General features: G+C 70.5%; 17 protein-coding genes. 3 read left to right on the top strand and 14 right to left on the bottom strand.

Annotation, left to right across the window (positions count from 1 at the left end; translation table 11 throughout):
• Nucleotides 1-35: 35 nt before the first annotated feature.
• The 7 genes from FHR66_RS18580 to FHR66_RS18550 form a co-directional block, all read right to left on the bottom strand.
• Nucleotides 36-785 carry a DUF2894 domain-containing protein gene (locus tag FHR66_RS18580; RefSeq protein ID WP_160965404.1) on the bottom strand — a complete coding sequence of 250 codons (750 nt, stop codon included), beginning with the start codon at nucleotides 783-785 and terminating at the stop codon, nucleotides 36-38.
• Nucleotides 775-1425, bottom strand: a complete 651-nt coding sequence (locus FHR66_RS18575) for an OmpA family protein (RefSeq protein WP_160965406.1) — start codon at nucleotides 1423-1425, stop codon at nucleotides 775-777. Before FHR66_RS18575 ends, FHR66_RS18580 begins: the two co-directional genes overlap by 11 nt.
• On the bottom strand, nucleotides 1422-3878 hold the full coding sequence (locus FHR66_RS18570) for a DUF802 domain-containing protein (RefSeq protein ID WP_160965408.1): 2457 nt from the start codon (nucleotides 3876-3878) through the stop codon (nucleotides 1422-1424). The genes FHR66_RS18575 and FHR66_RS18570 overlap by 4 nt, the downstream gene beginning before the upstream one ends.
• A gap of 10 nt (nucleotides 3879-3888) precedes the next feature.
• Nucleotides 3889-4623, bottom strand: a complete 735-nt coding sequence (locus FHR66_RS18565) for a DUF3348 domain-containing protein (protein WP_160965410.1) — start codon at nucleotides 4621-4623, stop codon at nucleotides 3889-3891.
• Between the two features lie 271 nt (nucleotides 4624-4894).
• Nucleotides 4895-7633 (bottom strand): TonB-dependent receptor, encoded by a 2739-nt coding sequence (locus tag FHR66_RS18560; protein ID WP_160965412.1) that lies wholly within the window; start codon nucleotides 7631-7633, stop codon nucleotides 4895-4897.
• A gap of 132 nt (nucleotides 7634-7765) precedes the next feature.
• The gene (locus FHR66_RS18555) at nucleotides 7766-8887 is read right to left on the bottom strand and encodes a phosphatidylinositol-specific phospholipase C1-like protein (RefSeq protein WP_160965414.1); all 1122 of its coding nucleotides are present in this window, start codon (nucleotides 8885-8887) and stop codon (nucleotides 7766-7768) included.
• A 229-nt stretch (nucleotides 8888-9116) separates the two neighbouring features.
• The gene (locus tag FHR66_RS18550; RefSeq protein ID WP_160965416.1) at nucleotides 9117-11072 is read right to left on the bottom strand and encodes an acetyl-CoA hydrolase/transferase C-terminal domain-containing protein; all 1956 of its coding nucleotides are present in this window, start codon (nucleotides 11070-11072) and stop codon (nucleotides 9117-9119) included.
• A gap of 246 nt (nucleotides 11073-11318) precedes the next feature.
• Here FHR66_RS18550 and FHR66_RS18545 point away from each other — a divergent pair, with 246 nt between their 5' ends.
• From FHR66_RS18545 to FHR66_RS18535, 3 genes are read left to right on the top strand one after another with little or no spacing between them, the layout of a single operon-like run.
• Entirely contained in the window at nucleotides 11319-11687 is a 369-nt protein-coding gene (locus FHR66_RS18545) for a BlaI/MecI/CopY family transcriptional regulator (protein WP_160965418.1), read from the top strand.
• Nucleotides 11677-13119 (top strand): TonB family protein, encoded by a 1443-nt coding sequence (locus tag FHR66_RS18540; protein WP_160965420.1) that lies wholly within the window; start codon nucleotides 11677-11679, stop codon nucleotides 13117-13119. The genes FHR66_RS18545 and FHR66_RS18540 overlap by 11 nt, the downstream gene beginning before the upstream one ends.
• On the top strand, nucleotides 13116-13712 hold the full coding sequence (locus FHR66_RS18535) for a hypothetical protein (RefSeq protein WP_160965422.1): 597 nt from the start codon (nucleotides 13116-13118) through the stop codon (nucleotides 13710-13712). Before FHR66_RS18540 ends, FHR66_RS18535 begins: the two co-directional genes overlap by 4 nt.
• A gap of 125 nt (nucleotides 13713-13837) precedes the next feature.
• On the opposite strand, the gene FHR66_RS18530 is transcribed toward FHR66_RS18535, so the two are convergent.
• From FHR66_RS18530 to FHR66_RS18500, 7 genes are all read right to left on the bottom strand, one after another.
• On the bottom strand, nucleotides 13838-14395 hold the full coding sequence (locus tag FHR66_RS18530; RefSeq protein ID WP_160965424.1) for a flavin reductase family protein: 558 nt from the start codon (nucleotides 14393-14395) through the stop codon (nucleotides 13838-13840).
• A 62-nt stretch (nucleotides 14396-14457) separates the two neighbouring features.
• Nucleotides 14458-15075, bottom strand: coding sequence for a molybdenum ABC transporter ATP-binding protein (locus tag FHR66_RS18525; protein WP_160965468.1), 618 nt, complete (start codon nucleotides 15073-15075; stop codon nucleotides 14458-14460).
• A gap of 28 nt (nucleotides 15076-15103) precedes the next feature.
• Nucleotides 15104-15799, bottom strand: a complete 696-nt coding sequence (gene modB, locus FHR66_RS18520; RefSeq protein ID WP_160965426.1) for a molybdate ABC transporter permease subunit — start codon at nucleotides 15797-15799, stop codon at nucleotides 15104-15106.
• A gap of 9 nt (nucleotides 15800-15808) precedes the next feature.
• Nucleotides 15809-16585: a molybdate ABC transporter substrate-binding protein gene (gene modA, locus FHR66_RS18515; protein WP_160965428.1), complete on the bottom strand. Its 777-nt coding sequence runs from the start codon at nucleotides 16583-16585 to the stop codon at nucleotides 15809-15811.
• Nucleotides 16586-16601: 16 nt separating this feature from the next.
• Nucleotides 16602-17096 (bottom strand): molybdopterin-binding protein, encoded by a 495-nt coding sequence (locus tag FHR66_RS18510; protein WP_160965430.1) that lies wholly within the window; start codon nucleotides 17094-17096, stop codon nucleotides 16602-16604.
• An 18-nt stretch (nucleotides 17097-17114) separates the two neighbouring features.
• A complete protein-coding gene (locus FHR66_RS18505; RefSeq protein WP_160965432.1) occupies nucleotides 17115-17939 on the bottom strand; it encodes an MBL fold metallo-hydrolase in 825 nt (274 codons plus the stop codon).
• Nucleotides 17936-18286: an ArsR/SmtB family transcription factor gene (locus tag FHR66_RS18500; RefSeq protein ID WP_160965434.1), complete on the bottom strand. Its 351-nt coding sequence runs from the start codon at nucleotides 18284-18286 to the stop codon at nucleotides 17936-17938. Before FHR66_RS18500 ends, FHR66_RS18505 begins: the two co-directional genes overlap by 4 nt.
• Between the last annotated feature and the right edge of the window lie 2 nt (nucleotides 18287-18288).

The following is an 18288-nucleotide window of genomic DNA, read 5'->3' as shown; positions in this document are numbered from 1 at the left end:
CGACGCTGTGGGCGTTACGTGCATTGGCGATGTGGTCAACCGCGTTTGCGCGGCTTGCTGCGCGGTGTCGTCGGTTTGCCGACGGCGCTGCCGGATTGCTGCTGCTTCGCCAGTGCGCCGCCATCGTGCAGTTGCTGCAGCCAGGACAGTGCATCGACGTAGGACAGGAAGTGCTGCAGGTAGCCGGGCGAGAGCGTGCGCATCAATGCCAGCGAGCGGTGTACCAGCACGCCGGAATTCAGCGGGCCGGCATCGGCGGGTGCCTGTTGCAGCGATTGCCGCAGCTGGCTGCGGCTGCGCAGTTCGGTCCACAGCCGGCGCGCCTCTTCGACGGCGGGCAGCTGCGGCGCAGCGAGGCGCGCGGCCGCGGTCGCGGCGGGCGATGACGTCGTTGCCTCCGCTGCCATCGGCACTGCCTGCGCCGCAGCGCCGGCGGTGTTGTCGGTGCCGCTGCCAGGTTCGGCATCGGTGCCGGACATGGTGGGCGCAGCGGCCGCACGATACTGCGCCACCAGGGCGCCGAGCGGACTCGGCTGGGTCGATCGCATCGCGGCGTCGGCATCAGGATCGCCGGCGTTCCGTGAGGACGCATCCAGCGCCGCCGCGTAGGCGTCGAGCAGGGCAGACAGCTTCTGCTCCAGCAGCTCCCGCGTCTTGCCCTGCTGCGCCTCGGTGCGGCGCGCCAGCGCTTCCAGGAAGCGGAAGCGCAGCGGGTCCAGCCGCTCGGCGTGCTGTGCGCGCCAGGCGGCAAGGCGGTCGATGGCGGGAATCGGATCAGGGTGCATGCGGTGTCGCGGCACGCTTGCTCATGCGCGGCAGCGGGGCCATCTCCACGCGGCGGTTGCTGGCGCGTCCGGCCTCGTCGGCGTTCGGCGCCACCGGCTGCTGTGCGCCGAAGGCGGCGGCGAAGATCGCATCGGCCGGGACGCCTGCCTCGATCAGCGCACGGGTCACAGTCAGCGCGCGCTCGGCCGACAGTTCCCAGTTGTCGGCGAACTGGCGGTTGCTCTCGCGCACCTGGCGGTCGTCGGTGAAGCCGCTGACCATCAGGATCTCGTTGCGCGCCTTGAGATAGCCGGCCAGCGGCGCGGCGAGGCTCTTCAGCAAGTCGCGACCTTCCGGCTGCAACTGGTCGGAGTTCAGCGCGAACAGCACGTTGCCACGGATGCCGATGCGGCCGTCGACCAGGGTCACCCGGCCGGCCGCCAGCGGCGCCGCCAGCGCCTGTTCCAGGGTCTTGCGCTGCTGCGCTTCGAGCTGGCGCTGGCGCATTTCCACATCCAGCTTGTTCGACAGCTGCAACTGCACGCCGATCACCCCGATCAGGATCAGCACGAACGCGCCCAGCAGCACCGACATCAGGTCGCCGAACACCGCCCAGACCGGCGCGCCGGTGTCGGCGTCGAGTTCCAGCTCGTCGCTCATGCCACGTCGGCCTGGTCGGGCGCCTGGCGCGCGGCGAGCTGGCGCAGCTCCTCGGTGATCTGCTGCTGCGACAGCATGCTCAGGTCGATCACCTCACGTGCCTGCGCCACGTAGTAGGCCAACTGTTCGTCGCTGCGCGCCAGCGACTTGTCCAAGGCCTGCTCGATACCCTGCAGGCGTTCCAGCAGGGCCATGTTCGATTCGCCGAACGTCTGCACCGCGCCGGAGAACGCGTCGCCCAGGCTGGCCACCTCGGTGGCGCCGGCAACGACCTGCGCGGCGGCCTCGTCGAGCTTGCCGGTCTGCGCTTCGATCTGGTCGGTGAAACGGCTGCCGACGCGCTCCAGCAAATCCGCCGAGGTCGCGACCAGCGCATCCACCGCGCTGCGCTGCTCGGTGGAGGCGTGGTTGACCGCCTCCAGCAAGGTCTGCAGCGTGGCCAGCAGGCGATTGCGTTCGTCCAGCATCGCGGTGTCGCGGACCATGCTGTCGGAGAGTTTCTGGCGCAGTTCCGCGACCACGTCGGCCGCGGCCTTTGGCGCTTCCGAGGCCACCTGCACCAGCCGTTCGATCTCGGCGATGGTGTCGCGCGCCTGCGCCTGACTCTGTTCCGACATCGCCGCGGCGGTCTCCTGCAGCGTGCTGCAGATCTCCTGCTGGCGCTGCGCGATGCGCTCGCCATGATGTTCCCACTGTCCGCCCAGGGTCGCGGCCATGCTGGCGAAACTGTCGGTCCAGGCACGCAGGCGCGCCTGGTCGCGCGCTTCCAGCGCGTCCTGCAGGTCGGCATGGGCCTGCTGCAGCGTCTCGGCGAGCGCGGCGGCGCGCTGTTCCAGGCTGGCGGCGGCGGTGTCCAGCGCCTGCGCGTTGCGCACGGCCAGGGCCTCGTTGACCTCGCGTTGCTGTGCCAGCGCCGCGCTCCAGGCCTGCTGCGCGGCCTCGACAGTGGCATCCAAGCGGGTCGCCACGGTCTCCAGCGCCTGCGCATTGCGCGTGGCGAGGGTGTCGTTGACCTCGCGCTGTTGTGCCAGCGCCGCGCCCCAGCCTTGTTGTGCGGCCTCGGCGGTAGCGTCCAAGCGCATCGCCACGGTGTCCAGCGCCTGCGCGTTGCGTGTGACCAGTGCCGCGTTGGCATCGCGCTGCTGCTCCAGCGCGGCGTTCCAGGCCTGCTGTGCGGCCTCGGCGGTGGCATCCAGGCGGCCTGCGACGGTGTCCAGTGCCTGCGCATGGCGCGCGGCGAGGCTGTCGTTGGCCTCGCGTTGTTGCGTCAGCGCCTCGGCCCAGGCCTGCCTGGCGTCGTCGCTGGCGGCCTGCAGGCGCGCCGCGGTCGCCTCCACGAGCGTGGTTGCACGCTGTTCCAGGCCGTCGCCGGCGCGTTGCAGCGCGCTGCGGAGTTCCTGCAGCAGCGCGCCGTTGACGCGTTGCTGTTCGGCCAGCGCGCTGTCCCAACGCTGCGTGGCCTGCTCGGCGGCCTGGGCGAAGCCGCTGGCCAGGCTGTCCAGTTGCCGCTGCACCGCCTGGCCGACGGTGTCCTGTAGCGCGGCGGTCTCGCGCGCCACGCCGTCGAGCGTGCGTTGCACCACCGGCTCCAGCGCGTCGCCGAACGCACGCGCGTGCGCGGCCACGCCGGCCTGCAGGGCGTGTTCGACTGCTCCGGCCAGGCGCGTGTAGGCGGCCTCGGTGCGGCTGTGGAACGCGTCCTGGCTACTGGCCAGGCGTTCGCCGCTGACCGCGCTGTGCTGTTCCAGCGCCGCCATCATCGTCTGCATGCGCTCGATCAGGCTCGGCATCAGCGTGGCCTGGGTCTGCAGCAGCTTGAACGCCTCGTTGCGCTGGTAGGCCAGCGAGTGCGTGCGCAGCGCGGTGGCCGCATGCAGATCCAGTTGCTGCACTGCCTGCAGGCGCTCGCGCCGGCACAGCGCGGCGAGCAGGCCGAGCATCGCCGAGGCGGCCACGCCGGCGATGGAGGTGCCGAAGGCGAAGCCCAGGCCCTTCAGCGGCGCCGCCAGCGAGGCGCGGATGGCGTGCAGGTCGGTGGCGCTGTCCAGCGCCAGACCGGTGCCGCGCAGCGTCGCCATCATGCCCAGGAAGGTGCCGAGCATGCCCAGCAGCACCAACAGGCCGACCAGGTACGGGGTCAGCGCCGGCACCGGCAGGGCCGCGCGCTCGCCTTCGATGCGCAGGCGCACCGCGTTGCGCAGGCTCGGGTGCAGCCGTTGCAGCCAGCCGCCCAGATCGCTGCGCGCGGCCTCGGCGTCGCGCAGCGCGGTGTGCAGGGTCGCGGTGGCCTGGCGGTAGCGGTACAGCTCGGCGACGCCGGCCAGGTAGCAGAGGCCGATCAACGCGGCGAAGCCGGCGCCCAGCGGGTTGGAGCCGAGATAGCCGGCGCCGATCCAGCAGACCACGGCGAGGCCGGCGAGGAACAGGGCGGAATGGAACAGGGTCTTGGGCATGGGGGTCGGATCAACGGCTGCGAAGCGCGGCGAGCAGCGCTTCGATGGGATGGAAGCGGACGTCCAGTTCGGCGCGCAGGACGCTGTGCAGGTCCTGGCGGAACAGGTCCAGCCAGGCCGTATCGGACGGCGCCGGGGAGACGTCGGTGAGGGAGGGGTCGGGGGCGGGCGCCGCCGCAGCGGCGCGCAGGCGCTGGAAATGCGCTTCGAGCAGGTTGGGCACCGTGGCCAGCAAGCTTTGCTCGCGCGGGCTGAGGGTCAGTTCCATCACCGCGTCGACCTCGGCCAGCCGCGCCATGTCCGGCGAGAGCGGGACCAGGGCGTCGCGCAGCAGGCCGCGCAGGCGCCCGGTGGCGGTGAGCATCGCGCGCTGCAGTGACAGGTAGCGCTGGCGGAACGGCGCGTACTCGATCGGTGCGTCGGGGTCGTGCTGGCGCTTGCCCACGGGCTTGCCGGTCTCCTTGGCGATATCCAGCGCGATGCTCTCTTCCAGCGCGGCGCGCACGCGGCCGCATTCGGCCTCCAGCGCCGACGGTTCCGGCACCTCGGGCGCGTCCTCGGCAGGCTCGGGCAGTTTGCCGTCCAGCGCCCGCGACACCGCCACCGCGCGGTTCCAGTCGATCCATTGGCCGAGCCTGTCGGCCAGCGCGGGGCTGGACGCGGGCATCGGCGCATCGCTCAGGCGCGCCAGCAGGCGAATGAAGGCCGGGCCCGGGACGGGCGCCCGTGGAGGGGCTTTCGCCATGTGAGTGGTCAAAAACCCGCAATTTTACACGCGAATGACATCCCCCGCCGGGATCTGCCCCTGCAGGGTGGAAACCGTTGCGTGGCAGGCGTCGCGCGGTCCTGGTGGCGCGCAGGTGGCAATGGCGGCGTATGCGCCCAGGGATGCGAGGCGCCGCTCACGCGGCCCTCGGGACCAACCGCTATTCCAGGCGTGCGCACAGCCCGGCGCGTCCAAGGCTGCCGATACGCCACAAGGCCTCCGGCGCGGCGCGCCGGAGGCAGGGGCAGCGTCAGTAGGTATAGCTCAGCGTAAGCATGTACACGCGCCCGGTTTCCACGTAGGCGCCATCGGCGCCCGGGTCGTAGGCCATGTAGCGCGTGGACTTGCCCTGGGTCTCGTAGAACGTGGCCGAGTTGAGCAGGTTCTTGGCGGCGATGCCGACGTCGATGCCGTGCGGCAGGTGGTAGGTGGCGGTGAAGTCCAGCGACTTGACCGGTTGCAGGTAGTAGTTGAGCCGGTCGCTGGTCAGGCCGAGCAGTTGCAAGCCAGTGTAGTTGTAGCTGAGGTCGGCGCGCAGGTGGCTGTCGTCGTAGAACAGGTCGAGGTTGTAGATGCGCTCGGGCGCACGCGGCAGCCAGGTCTTGCCGGGCTGATCGGCGCGCTTGCTGTCGGCGGAACTGTGCTGCAGGGTCAGGTTGGCGGCGATGCCGAAATTGCCCCAGACCCCGGGCAGGTCCTGCAGGCGCTTGCTGCCGGCCAGCTCCACGCCGTACAGCTTGGCGGTGCCGCCGTTCTGCGGCATGGTCACCGGCACGCCGTCCTCGAAGGTGGTGCCGGTCGGGACCAGGCCGCCGAGCGTGTTGTCGTTGCTGGTCGCCGACTGCGAGGTGTAGATGAAGCCGCTGATGCGCTTGTAGTAGGTCGAGGCGCTGAGCACGCCGCCGTTGCGGTCGTAGAACTCCGCGGACAGATCGGCGTTGTCGGCCTTGCTCGGCTGCAGGTCGGGATTGGGTTTGGAGATGCCGATGACCTTCTGGGTGGGGTCGACCGTGTACACGGTCTCGCCGGAAATCAGCCCGAACGCCGGGCGGCTGAAGCTGCGTCGCAACGAGGCGCGGTAGACGGTCAGGTCGTCAGGACGGTAGTTGAGGCTGATGCCCGGCAACACCTCGCCGTAGCTGCGGCCGCTGCCGACGAAGCGGCCATTGATGCCGTCGCCGTTCGACTGCCAGGCGTCGGCGGAGTAGCGAGTCAGTTCGTAGCGCACGCCGGGCAGGATGGTCACCGCACCGACATGCAGCGTGGCCATCGCGTAGCCGGCGTAGATCGCCTCGGTGCTGGAGGTGGTGTTGGCGTTGTAGTCGTTGGCGGTATAGATGCCGGCCCCATTGGGATCGTTGACGTACTTGTACGGCACCGCCTGCGCACGCACCCAGTCGCGGTCCAGGATCTTGAATGGGCCGGCATAGTGGCCATCGAACGCCGCGTAGGTGAGGCGGCCGGGGAGGGCGCTCAGCGGCGGGCCGCCGGCGTTGGGGAACACGTAGTTGCTGCCGCCGAAGTAGGGGCCGTTGTAGATGAAGTTGCCGTCCTTGTGGAAGAACGGGTGATCGTAGGAACCGCGATCGGCGTGGTCGAGCGACAGGCCGGTCTTGACCTCGTCGAGGATGTCGCCGTCCACGCGGTAGCTGATGTCGGCATGCGCGTTGGCGCGGTTGTCGTGGCTGCCGGCATCGTGGCCCTGGGTCTTCCAGAACAGCGCCGAATCCAGGCTGTAGAAGAAGTTCTTCAGGGCCGGCGAGCTCGGGCCGATGCTCGGGTAGGTCGGGTCGCTGAGATCGAACGCGAAACTGCCCGGGGTGAAGCCGTACAGGCTCGCCGCGACGTAGTCCGGGCGGCTGCGCGTGCCGCGCCCGAACGAGCTGCCGTAATCGAAGCGCAGGCGGTCCAGCGTGGTCTGCCCACCCAGTTGCAGCGTGGCCAGGGTTTCCTTGATGTCGTGGGTGTTGAAGTAGCCGCCGCGCACCGCGGTCGGCTGGTTGTTGACGGTTTCCAGGCGTGCGCTGGACTGATCCTGCTGGCCGGTGACGTTGTAGCTGCCGTAGATGGCGCGGGCGAAGAAGGAACTATGGTCGCCTTGCCAGTCGAAGGCGAGATTGCCGCCGTAGCGCTCGATCTGGCTGGTGTAGACGCTGTACTTGTAGCGGGCGCTGAGCAGCGGGCCGACGTCGCGCAGGTCGACGGCCTTGGCCTGCGCCGGATCCGCCGGGAAGTACGCGCTGTTGGGCGCAGGCGCCTGCGCCATGTTGTTGTTCTTGCCGTAGTACGCCGAGGCATAGACGCCGAACGCGTGGTCGTCGCCGAACTTCCAGGCCAGCTCCTGTTGCACCGTGCCGCCGGTGTGCTTGCCGCCGAGGTCGGAGGCGAGCGCGTTGAACTGGCCTTGCGCGGTGGTCTTGCCGTAGAAATCGCCATCGAAGTCGAACGCGCTGGGCGTGCGCATGTCGATCGCGCCGCCGATCGCGTCGCCCGGCAGGTCCGGGGTCGGCGACTTGGAGACCTTCACCGACTGGATGCCGAACGGCGCCAGCATGTTCAGCGAGATCGCGCGCGTGGACGAGTCGGTCTCGGGCATGCCGAAGCCGTTGAGGCGGTAGCTGTTGTAGCTGGCATCCAGGCCGCGGATGCTGACGTAGGCGTTCTCGCCGGTGGTGGCCTGGCCCAGGTGCATGTCGCTGTAGGCCGACAGCCCGGGCAGGTGCGCGACCACGTCGGCGATGCCGGCGGAGGGAATCGCATCGATCTGCTGCTTGCTCATCACGCTGTTGACGCCGTTGGACAGGCGCTGTTCGTCCAGCGAACCCGGCACGGTGGCCTGCGCGGCCTGCACGTTGACCGAATCCAGGGTGGTGGTGCGCGCGCTGGCGTCAGGGACGTCAGCGGCGTCGCTGGCGTGGGCGGCGGGCGAGAGCGCAAGCGCGAGGGCGATGGCACAGCACAGGGGACGGGGGCGATGGAACGGGGACATGGGGGCGACTCGTTGGGGGAAACAGCGGTTGCGATCCGAGGTCCGGACACGCCGATGCCGGCGCGCGGATCGCCCAGGCCTTCCATTGCATGCGTGTGGGGCGTGGCCGCGACGCAGCGCGGCCGCGGGCGATCAGTGGCGCAGGTCGACGCCGTGGCAGTCGGATTGTGGACGCTGCGGATTGCAGCGGGCGACGGCGTCGCCGGGAAAGCGCACCACGTAGCCGGAGGCGGCCGGCTCGTGGTCGGGAAAGTCGGTGCTGAGCAACTGCGCGCCGCTGGCCAGCATGGCGTCGCGCCGTTTCGTGTCGGCGTGCGCGGCTTCCTTGAGGTCGGCATCGGTACGCGTGCGCACCAGGTAGCCGGCCTTCACCAACTGCGCGATCTCATCGGCGCTGCCGTCGTTGCGCTCGACGAAGGCGGCATCGTCGGTGCCGGGATCGGCGTTGGTGAAGCACACGCGGCCGCGCAAGGACGGATGGCCGGCGAGGTAGGCCGGGCCGACGGCACGCTGGTCGAGCAGGAACACCACCTTGCCGCGCGCCGCCGCCAGCGTCGGCCAGCCATGCGCGAGCACGGCGGCGTTGAGCGTGGCGGCGTTGCCGCGCACCAGGTCAGGGCTGATGTACGCGTTCGCGGCGAACACCGAGCGCAGCTCGGCGTCCAGCGCATCCAACGCCTTGCCGTCGAACGGCTCCGGCTGCACCGTGGGAAACGCTGCCGGCAGCGTCGATTGCTTGGTTTCCAGCAGAATGAAGATCGGCAGATGCCCGGGGTGCTCTTTCGACCACGCCCGCACTTCGCGCAGGCAGGCCAGCAGCGGCTGGCAGGTGCTGCGCTGGTCGAGGTCCTGGATGTGCATGACCTTGAAGCCCGGTCGCTGCATCACCCCCGGCGCGGCGATCGGCGGCGGCGGCGGCAGTCCGGCCTTGGCGAGCTGGTCGATCATCGCCGGGTGTGCGTAGCGTCCGCCCTTGGCGTCGGCGTAGATGTCCAGTTCGATCTGGCGCACGCCGTCGTCCAGTTGCTGCGTCAACGGCGGATGCCGGTAATCCAGCACTGCGAACGTCGCCGGGTCCAGCCGCTTCCACAGCGCCGCTTCGCTGGGCGCGAAACCGGCGTGGTAGCTGTTGTGGCTGCCGATGTATTGCAGGTCGTTGAGTTTGGGCTCGGCGTGCAGCGCCAACGGCAACAGCGCCAACACCACCAACAGGGCGCGCAGCGCAACCGACTCGCGACGGGACTTCGACGACATCGGGACAGAACGCTTGGAAGGCATCGCGGATCCGTTTGGTAACGATATCCGGACAGCATCCCGAGCGGAGTTGACGCGCGTCCTGCCGGCATGTTGCCGAATCGTGTCATCGCTGCCGATGTGCGGCAAACCGTGCGATGCGTCGCGCGCGCGACTGCGATCACCCTCTCGCGCCGTCGGCCGCGATCGACCCGCGCCTGCGCATTGGCGCGTCAGGCGCGTTCGCGCGTCACTGCGGCGTGCGCGTGCGCTGCAGGGCGAACGCCAGCAATGTCGCTTCCAGGCGCTCGCCGATGCTGCGCGGTGCATCCAGCCCCATGCGCTGCATGCAGGCGGCATCCGCCATGGGGCGCGCCAGCACCGCGCTGGCCACCGTCTTCAGCTTGGCGCCGGTAGTGGCGGTGTGTTGCTGCAGCCAGGACAGGGCGCGCAGCAGGCGCTGCTCGACTTCGGTGAAATCGCTGCCCAGCGGGTAGTCGGGCAGGGTGCCGTCGCGGCGGAACGGCGCCAGCGCGTCGCGTACCCGCGCAGCGTGGTTGCGTTGCCAGTGCGCGGGCGCCGCGAACTCGGCGGCCAGCTTGCCGTTGGCCTTCGCCGTCTCCAGCAATGCGGGCTGGGCCTGCATGTCGGCGATTCCGGTCATGGCGGCGATGCAATCCTCGTCGGTCAGGCCGCGCAGATCGGCGATGCCGTATTCGTTGACGTAGAGGTCGCGCAGGTGCCGCGGAATGGTGGTGTGGCCGTAGTTCCAGCGCACGTTGGACTGCGCTGCGCCGGCATCGCTGCGCACGGCGCGGAACATCAGCACGCTGCGCGCGTCGTCCAGCGCGTGCGCCATGGACACGAAGTTGTACTGGCCGCCGACGCCGGACACCACGCGGCCGTCGTCCAGCGCATCGGACACCGCCGCGCCGAGCGCGGTGGCCATCATGCAGGAGTTGAAGAAGCGCGCCTCGCGCCGTTGCAGCCGGCGCAGCGTCTCGCCGCCGTAGAGCTGGTTGATCTCGCTGATGCGGCGCATGCCGATCGCCGCGCGCGTCTGCGGATCCATGTCGCGCAGCCAGGCGTAGAACTCCGGCGAGCCCAGGTAGAACGCGCCCTGCAGGTATTCGCCCTCGCGCTCCAGGCGCTGCAGGTCCTGCGCGTCGGCGCTGCCGTCGGCCACGCGCTGCAGCAGCGGCGCGTCGTCGAGTACCTTGCGCCGGATCACTCCGCACTGGACCAGTTGCCGGAAGCCCTCGTTGAGCATCTCGCTGCAGCCGAACAGGCCGACCGCGAACGGATCCAGACCACCGCATTCGCGCACCGCCGGATGCCGCTCCAGGCCCGGATCCAGCGCCGCCAGCACCTGCCGGTAGCGCGCGTTGTCGGTATGCCGCAGCACCAGCGCGTGGCACAGCGCATCGGCCAGGGTGCCGATGCCGATCTGCAGCGTGCCGCCGTCGCGCACCAGGGTGCTGGCGTACAGGCCGATGGCGTAATCGGCATCGGCGACCGGCTGCCGCGGCAGCCCGAACAGGCGCGGATACGGCCCCGGCGGGGTCACCACCACGTCGAAGAAGCTCGGCTCCACTGCCGCGCAACCGCCGATCCACGGCAGCTGCGGATCGACCTCGGCCACCAGCAGTGGCCGCGGCAGGCCGCGCCGTTGCACCGCGGCCAGGGTGTCCTGGGTGATGTCGTTGTTGCACGAGAACGACAGCCGGGTGCCGTCGGGCTCGCGCGCCACCTTCTGCACGATCAGGTTCGGCGCGCGCTGCGCCACCGCGTCGGCGGCATGGGTGTAGTTGAGGCTGGTGTAGCTGCGCTGCGCCTGGGTCGAACGCAGCAGCGCGCCGGACTGCATGTAGAACTCTTCGACCTGGATGTGCGCCGGCAGCGCATCGCGCTGCATCGCCTGCACGTAGCGCAGGCGCGGGAAGTCGTCGCCGAAATGGCGTTGCACGAACGGCCGCGCGAAACGCCCCTGCAACCCGCCGCCGGGCGCTGGCGGATGCAGCGACAGCGCGGTGTAGATCTGCAGCGGCCGCGTCGGATCGTGTTCGACCCGGTCGTACAGCACGTTGAGCAGGCGGTGCGGTTTGCCCAGGCCCAGCGGTGCGCCCACGCGCAGCGGGCCGGCGATGCGCTGCAGGATCAGGTCGGCAGCGGCGTCGAGGTCGTCGAGATGATCGGTCATCGGCATAGCTTAGAGGGTGTGCCGCCGATTGCAGTGCTTTCGGACATGGCGCGGGTACGTCGGTGCAGGCGGGACGGCTTCCGATGAGTGCTTGTAGCCGCCGGGCGCCGGTGACGCGTCGGCGTGCTCGTTGTCGCCGCAGTGTCCGGGCGCCGCGGTACTCGTCGCGGCGGCGGCGCCGGGATTGGAAAAAGCGCTTGACAGCGGTTTTGTTTACTCGTGTAATCGATGAAAATTTACGGGTGTAAACGGATGTCGATCAGCGATGCGGAAGCCGTGGTCATGGAGGTGCTGTGGGAGCGCCACCCGCTCAGCGCCGAGGAGGTGTTCGCCGCCTTGTCCGGCCATGGCGGCTGGGCCGAACCCACGGTCAAGACCCTGCTCAACCGCTTGCTCAACAAGGGCGCGATCCGCGCCGACAAACAAGGCCGCCGCTATCTGTACACGCCCCTGCTGCTGCGCGCGCAGTGGGTGCAGCAGCAGAGCGAAGGCCTGCTCGACCGCCTGTTCGGCGGCCGTATCGCGCCGCTGGTGGCGCACTTCAGCGAGCGCGGCAAGCTCAGCGACGCCGATATCGCCGAACTCAAACGACTGATCCAGGAGCTGGACGATGAGCATTGACGGGATCGTGAGGGACCTCGGTAGCACCGCGCTGGTCGTCAGCGTGGCCATCGCGGCTGTGTTGGCGTTGCGCGTGCCGATGCGGCGCGCGTTCGGCGCCAGCATCGCCTACGCGCTATGGACGGCGGTGCCGCTGGCGCTGCTGGTGGCGCTGTTGCCGAGTGGCTGGCGTCCATCGTTGCCGGCGGAGTTGGTGCTGGACATGCCGGCGGTGCTGGTCGGTGCGCCACAGGCGCAGATGTCCGCAGGCGGCGGCGTGCCGGCGAACGGTCACGCCACGGTGTGGTTGCTGGCGGTGTGGCTGGCAGGTGCGTTGGCCTCGGCGGCCGTGCTGTGGCGGCAACAGCGCCGCTATCGGCGCAGCCTGGGTCGCTTGAGGCCGGGCGAGGAGGGCGTGCTGGTCGCCGAGCATGCGTCGCACGGGCCGCTGGTGCTGGGCGCGTGGCGGCCGCAGGTGGTGGTGCCGATGGACTTCGCCGCGCGCTATCCGCAGCCGCAGGCGCAGCTGGTGCTGGCGCACGAGCGCATGCACATCGCCCGCGGCGATACCCGCTGCAATCTGTTGCTCGCCGCGCTGCGCTGCGTGTACTGGTTCAATCCACTGCTGCACTGGGCGGCCACGCGCTTCCGCCTGGATCAGGAACTGGCCTGCGATGCGGCGGTACTGGCACGCCATCCCGGCACGCGCCGCCACTACGCCGAGGCGATGCTGCAGACGCAACTGGATGCGCTGGCCTTGCCGGTGGGCTGCCATTGGCAGGCGGGTAGCGTGTTGTGCCAGCGCATTGCCCTGCTGCGGCGTCCGGCGGTGCGCGGCTGGCGGCGTCGTGCCGGCATCGCGGTGGTGACGCTGGCTGCGTTGAGCGGGAGTGCCGTGGTGTTGGCGCTGCCTAGCGCTGCGCCGGCCGGCGGGATGGCGCGCGAGTTGGTTGCCAGCGAGATGGACAGCGCACAGGCATCCGTGCCGCAGCGCGGATCTGCCAAAGCGCGGGCGACCACGCGGCCCGCCAAGGTGATCGACATGACCCCGCCGAAGTATCCCGAAGCCGCCGTGCGTGCCGGCGTCTCCGGGAAGGTGATGCTGCTGGTCGACCTCGACGCGCACGGGACGCCCAGCGGTGTGCGCGTGCTCGATCATGGCAGCGGCAGTGCGGCATTGGATGCGGCGGCGGTGTCCGCCGCCTGGAAGTGGCGGTTCTCTCCGGCGACCGAACACGGCAGCCCCGTGCCCAGCCGCATGAAGATCCCGGTGGCGTTCGACGTGGAGATGGATCCGGTGGAGGCGCCGGCGGGCGTCGCCGAGGCCGCCGATTACCGCTGGTACCGCCTGGGCGAAGGTGCCGGCGATGCGGTGGCGAGCCTGTGCGACAAGGTGTTCCCCGGCACGGGCGGTGCCGCGCCGCTGTGCGGCATGGTGCGGACCGTGCGATGAAGGCGCACTGGCGAACCGGCATGCTGCTCGCACTCGGTTTGACCGGCTGCGCGAGTCAGGTGCCACGGGAGGCCCCGCAGCAGACCAAACGGATCGACTCGGTGGATCAGCGCATGCTGGAAACGGGCTTCGGCGCGGCGCCGGGTGCGGCCGCGGTGCAGTCGTATCAGATGCAGCCGCAGCAGGTGTTCCGCATGCCGCAACCGCTGCAGGCACCGACCCCGCAGTTGCCGGCCGATTCGCCGCGCCGCAGCCTGGCCCCGACCACGGTCTGTGTGCGGGTGATCCTGTCCGCACAAGGCGCGGTGGAGCGCAGCGCGCTGCTGGACGATCGCCCGGACTGCAGTGCGGGCGCGCAGCCGGAGATGGCCGATCTGCTGCAGGCGGTACAGGACGCGGTCGCGCAGTGGCGCTTCGTGCCGGCGGCGATCTGTACCTATGCCGATCCGGCGCAGCGGCCGGCGCAGGACGGGCGCTGCGACGACGCGCAGTCGGTGCAGGAAGTGCCGGTGACGCTGGCCTATGCGTTCACCTTCGAGGTCCGGCAAGGCAAGGTCAGCGTGCAGTCCGGACGCGTGAGCGGCGTGCGCTGAGCCGGCGGCTGGGGCATCCGGCCAGGACGGTCTTCCGGATGCCCGTGGTCCTCGCTCGGGCGGGGCGGCACAGGGATTGTCCGCTTCCGCTCCGCTCCACTGACAGCGGCGCGATCCGCGCGGGGCTACAGCATCTCCGGCTTGAACAGGCGCCGCCGCGAGATCTCCGGGCCGGACAGCATGAAGCGGCCGTCGCCACGGTAGTGCAGGGTGCGCGGCCGCTTGGGCGAGGCGGCGACGTGCGCCTTGACCACCTCCCACACGAACAGGCCGTGTTTGCCGATCTGGCTGCCATCGTGCAGGCGGCATTCGAAGCTGGCGTAGCACTCGGCGATCAGCGGCGCGGCCACGTGGGTGGCGGGTACCGCGGTGAGGCCGAAGTGCGCGAACTTGTCCAGCTCCGCGCCGCTGGTATTGCCGATGCCGACCACGGTGTCGACCAGATCGGCGGTGGGCAGGTTGATCACGCATTGCCGGCTGCGCCGGATCAGGTCGAAGCTGTGGTTGGCGCTGGAAATGCAGCAGGCAAGCAGCGACGGCGAGAACTCCAGCACCATGTGCCAGCCCAGGGTCATGATGTCGCGCTGCTGCTTCCAGGCCGAACTGACCAGCACCACCGGGCCCGGCTCGAGAAAGCGGCGGACCTCCTGCGTGGGGAAGTCGAGCTTGCGGTAGCGGCGCATGCGAAGTGTGCTGGCGGGTGGAGAACCCAGTCTCGCCAGCGGCGGTGAACGCGGTGTCGGCGTCAGTCCAGCCGATGCACCGCGTCGGCGATGCGCGCCACTTCCTCGGCCTGGTGGCTGACGTAGAGCATCGGCAGGCGCACTTCGTCGCGCACGCGTTGCAGGTAGGGAATGAGTTCGCTGCGGCGATCGGCGTCCAGCGCCGACAGCGGTTCGTCGAACAGCAGCAGCGACGGCTGCGCCAGTAACGCGCGGCCGATCGCCACGCGCTGCGCTTCGCCGCCGGAGAGCGTGTCGGGGCGCCGCCCGAGCAGGGCGCCGATGCCCAGCAGGTCGACCACTGCGTCCAGTGCGAAGCGTGCCGGCTGGCCGCGGCCGTGGCGGCCGTAGCCGAGGTTGCGGCGCACGTCCATATGCGGGAACAGCCGCGCGTCCTGGAACACGTAGCCGATGCCGCGGCGGTGCGCCGGCAGGTCGATGCCGGCGGCGCTGTCGTACAGCACGCGGCCATCGATGGCGATGTGCCCGCTGCGCGGCGTCAGCACGCCGGCGATAGCGTTGAGCAGGCTGGTCTTGCCGGCGCCGGACGGGCCGACCAGGGCGACCACGCGTGCCTGTTCCTCGATGCGCACGTGGCGGGCGAAACGGCCGCGCTGCAGGTGCAGGTCGATGCTCAGCATCGGTGCCGGCTCCGGGCGCATGCGCGGCTCATGCGTCCGCCTCGGCGCCACGCTGGCGCCGGACCAGCCACTCGGAGGCCAGCAAGGCGCCCAGCGAGATCGCCAGCGCCACCGCCGCCAGCCGCCAGATGCCGGCTTCGGCGCCGGGCACCTGCAGCAGGCCGTAGATCGCCGAGGCCAGGGTCTGGGTCTGTCCCGGGATGTTGGAGACGAAGGTGATGGTGGCGCCGAACTCGCCCAGCGCCTTGGCGAAGCCGAGCACGCCGCCGGCGACCACGCCCGGCCACGCCAGCGGCAGGGTGATGGTGAAGAACACCCGCCCTGGGCCGGCGCCGAGCGTGGCGGCGGCCGCTTCCAGGCGGCGATCGGTGGCTTCCAGGGCCAGGCGGATCGCCCGCACCATCAGCGGAAAGCCCATCACTGCGCTGGCCAGCGCCGCGCCGGTCCAGCGGAACGCGAACTGCACGCCGAGATGCTCGAACAGCCAGCCGCCGATCGGACCCTGTAGGCCGAACAGCTGCAGCAGCGTATAGCCGGTGACGATCGGCGGCATCACCAGCGGCAGGTGCAGTAGCGCGTCCAGCAACGATTTGCCGAAGAAGCGGCGCCGCGCCAGCAGCCAGCCGCAGGCCACCGCGAACGGCAGGCTGGCCAGCGCCGCGACCAGCGCGACCTTGACGCTCAGCGCGATCGCGGTCAGTTCCTGCGCGGTGAACTCGAACAACGGCAGGCCTCAGTGGGCGAGAGAGAATCCGTGGCGACGGAAGATCGCCTGTGCCGGTGGCGTGCCCAGCCAGCGCACGAAATCGGCGGCGGCCTGCGCCTGCGCACTCGCCCGCAGCGGCGCCACCGGATACACGATCGGTGCATGGCTGTCGGCGGGGAAGGTCGCCACCACCCGCACCTTCGGCTCGGCCTGGGCGTCGGAGCCGTAGACGATGCCCAGCGGGGCCTCGCCGCGCGCCACCAACATCAGCGCGCTGCGCACGCTCTCGCTCTCGGCCAGGCGCGGCTGCACGCTGTCCCACTGGCCCAGCGCCTGCAGCGCGGCGCGCGCGTACTTGCCGGCGGGCACGCTGGCGGTCTGGCCGACCGCCAGCCGCCCCTGCGCCCCGAGCGCGGCGAGCAGCGCGCCGGGCTTGCGCAGATCGACCTGCGCCGTGCTGGCGGCCGGCGCCACCAGCACCAGGGTGTTGCCGAGCAGGTCGCGGCGCAGCGCCGGGTCGATCAGCTTGCGCTGCTGCAGGTAGTCCATCCATTCCTGGTCGGCGGACACGAACACGTCCGCCGGCGCGCCCTGTTCCACCTGCCGGGCCAGCGTGGAGCTGGCGGCATAGGACACCTGTACCGGGGTGCCGCGCGCGCGCTGGTAGGCGCTGGCGGCCTCGTCCAGCGATTCCTTGAGGCTGGCGGCGGCGAACACGGTCAGCGGGGTTTGCGCGGCGGCCGATGGCAGCGCGATGGCGGCGGCGAGGACGAACAGGCACAAGCGGCGCAGGAAACGGGGCATGAGCGGCTCCAGAGGATCAGGGGGTGATGACGGTGATCGCGCGAACCTGGCGCACCCATCGCGCCGGCCGTTGGTCCTGCGGCACGATCAGGCGCAGTGGCCCCGCGTCGGCCGCGAGTGGCTCGCCACCGCAGCGGTCGACCAGCAGCACGCGCCGCGCCCCCAGGGTCGGGTCCAGCTCGGCCAGGGCGAACACGGCGGTGTAGCCGTCGCGTGCGACGACCTCGATCCGGCGTTGCAACTGCGCGCCACGCAGCGGCTCGGTCGGCATCGCGTGTTGCGCCTGCAACAGGGCGGCGAGCGCCACGCCTTCGCAGTCCAGGCGCTGGCCGTGCGCCTGCGCGACGATCCGCTCGCGTGGAACCGCGGCCAGCGCTGTCGGGTCGAGGGCGATGGGCAGGGCGCCGGCGGCATGCGTTGCGGCGTCGCCGGGCGCGGGTGCGGTCTGCGCCCGGGTCTGCATGCAGACAAGGCTCAGGCAGAGCAGGGCGAGTAAGCGGGATCGTTGCATGCCCGCATCCTAGCGTCTTCAGTGCGTGGGCGGCGCCAGATCGTCGGTACGGCCGGCCTGGATGTTGGCGCGCACCGACGGCTGCATCAGCCGCGGCTCGGCCAGCGTCGCATCGCGCGCCTGGCGCAAGGCGACGAAGGCTGCTTCGTCGATGCCGTCGCGCACGTGGATGTTGGCGCGGCGCTGTTCGCCGATGCTGGTCTGGCAGGCGACCGCGCGGCCGCCTGCGCCGTAGTCGTGGCACACGAACACGCGGGTCGCCTCCGGCAGCGCGTACAACCGCTGGATCGAACGGTACAGCGTGGCCGCGTCGCCGCCGGGGAAATCGCAGCGTGCGGTGCCGCTGTCGGGCATGAACAGCGAATCGCCCGGGAACAGCGCATCGCTGATCAGGTAGGCGACGCTGTCGCCGGTGTGGCCGGGTACCGCGATCACCTGCGCCTGCAGTTCGCCGATCGCGAAGCGCTCGCCATCGGCGAACAGGTGATCGAAGCCGCAGCGCTCCTGCGCATCCAGGCCGAACTGCGGCGCGAAGCGGGCGCGCACCTCGCGGATGCCGTCGCCGATCGCCAGCGTCGCCTGCGGCCAGCGCTGCTTGAACCATTGCGCCGCGGAGACATGGTCGGCGTGGGCGTGGGTCTCCAGGATCCAGCGCAAGTGCAGCCCACGTTCGCCCAGGCACTCGGCCAGCGCCTGCGCCGGTGCGTCGTCCAGTGCGCCGCTTTGCGGGTCGTAGCCGACCACCGGGTCGATCACCGCGGCGTCCTGGCCGTCCTCGACCACATAGCTCCAGGTGCCGGAACCGGCATGGTGGAAGGGATGGACGTGCGGACGCTGGCTCATCGATCGCTCCTGGCGGCGGCGGGCGGCGCGGCGCTGCAGTAGATGCCGTGCAGCACCTCGAGGATGCGCTGCACCGGGCCGGGCACCAGCGAATAATAGATGGTCTGGCCGTCGCGACGGGTCTGCACCAGCCCATCCTCGCGCAGCAGCGCCAGATGTTGCGATAGCGCCGACTGGCTCAACTCCACGCGTGCGTTGAGTTCACCGACCGATTGTTCGTTGTCCACCAGCAGACACAACAGCAGCAGCCGCTTCTCGTTGCCGAGCGCCTTCAGCAGGCGTGCGGCCTCGCTGGCGTGCGCACGCATCGCGGCAGGATCCAGGGCGGGCGCGGCGCGGCGCGGCATGG

It is taken from the genome of Xanthomonas sp. F4, from assembly GCF_011761895.1.
Note: the sequence above shows the minus strand (reverse complement) of the source record. Positions and strands in the feature narration are given on the sequence as shown.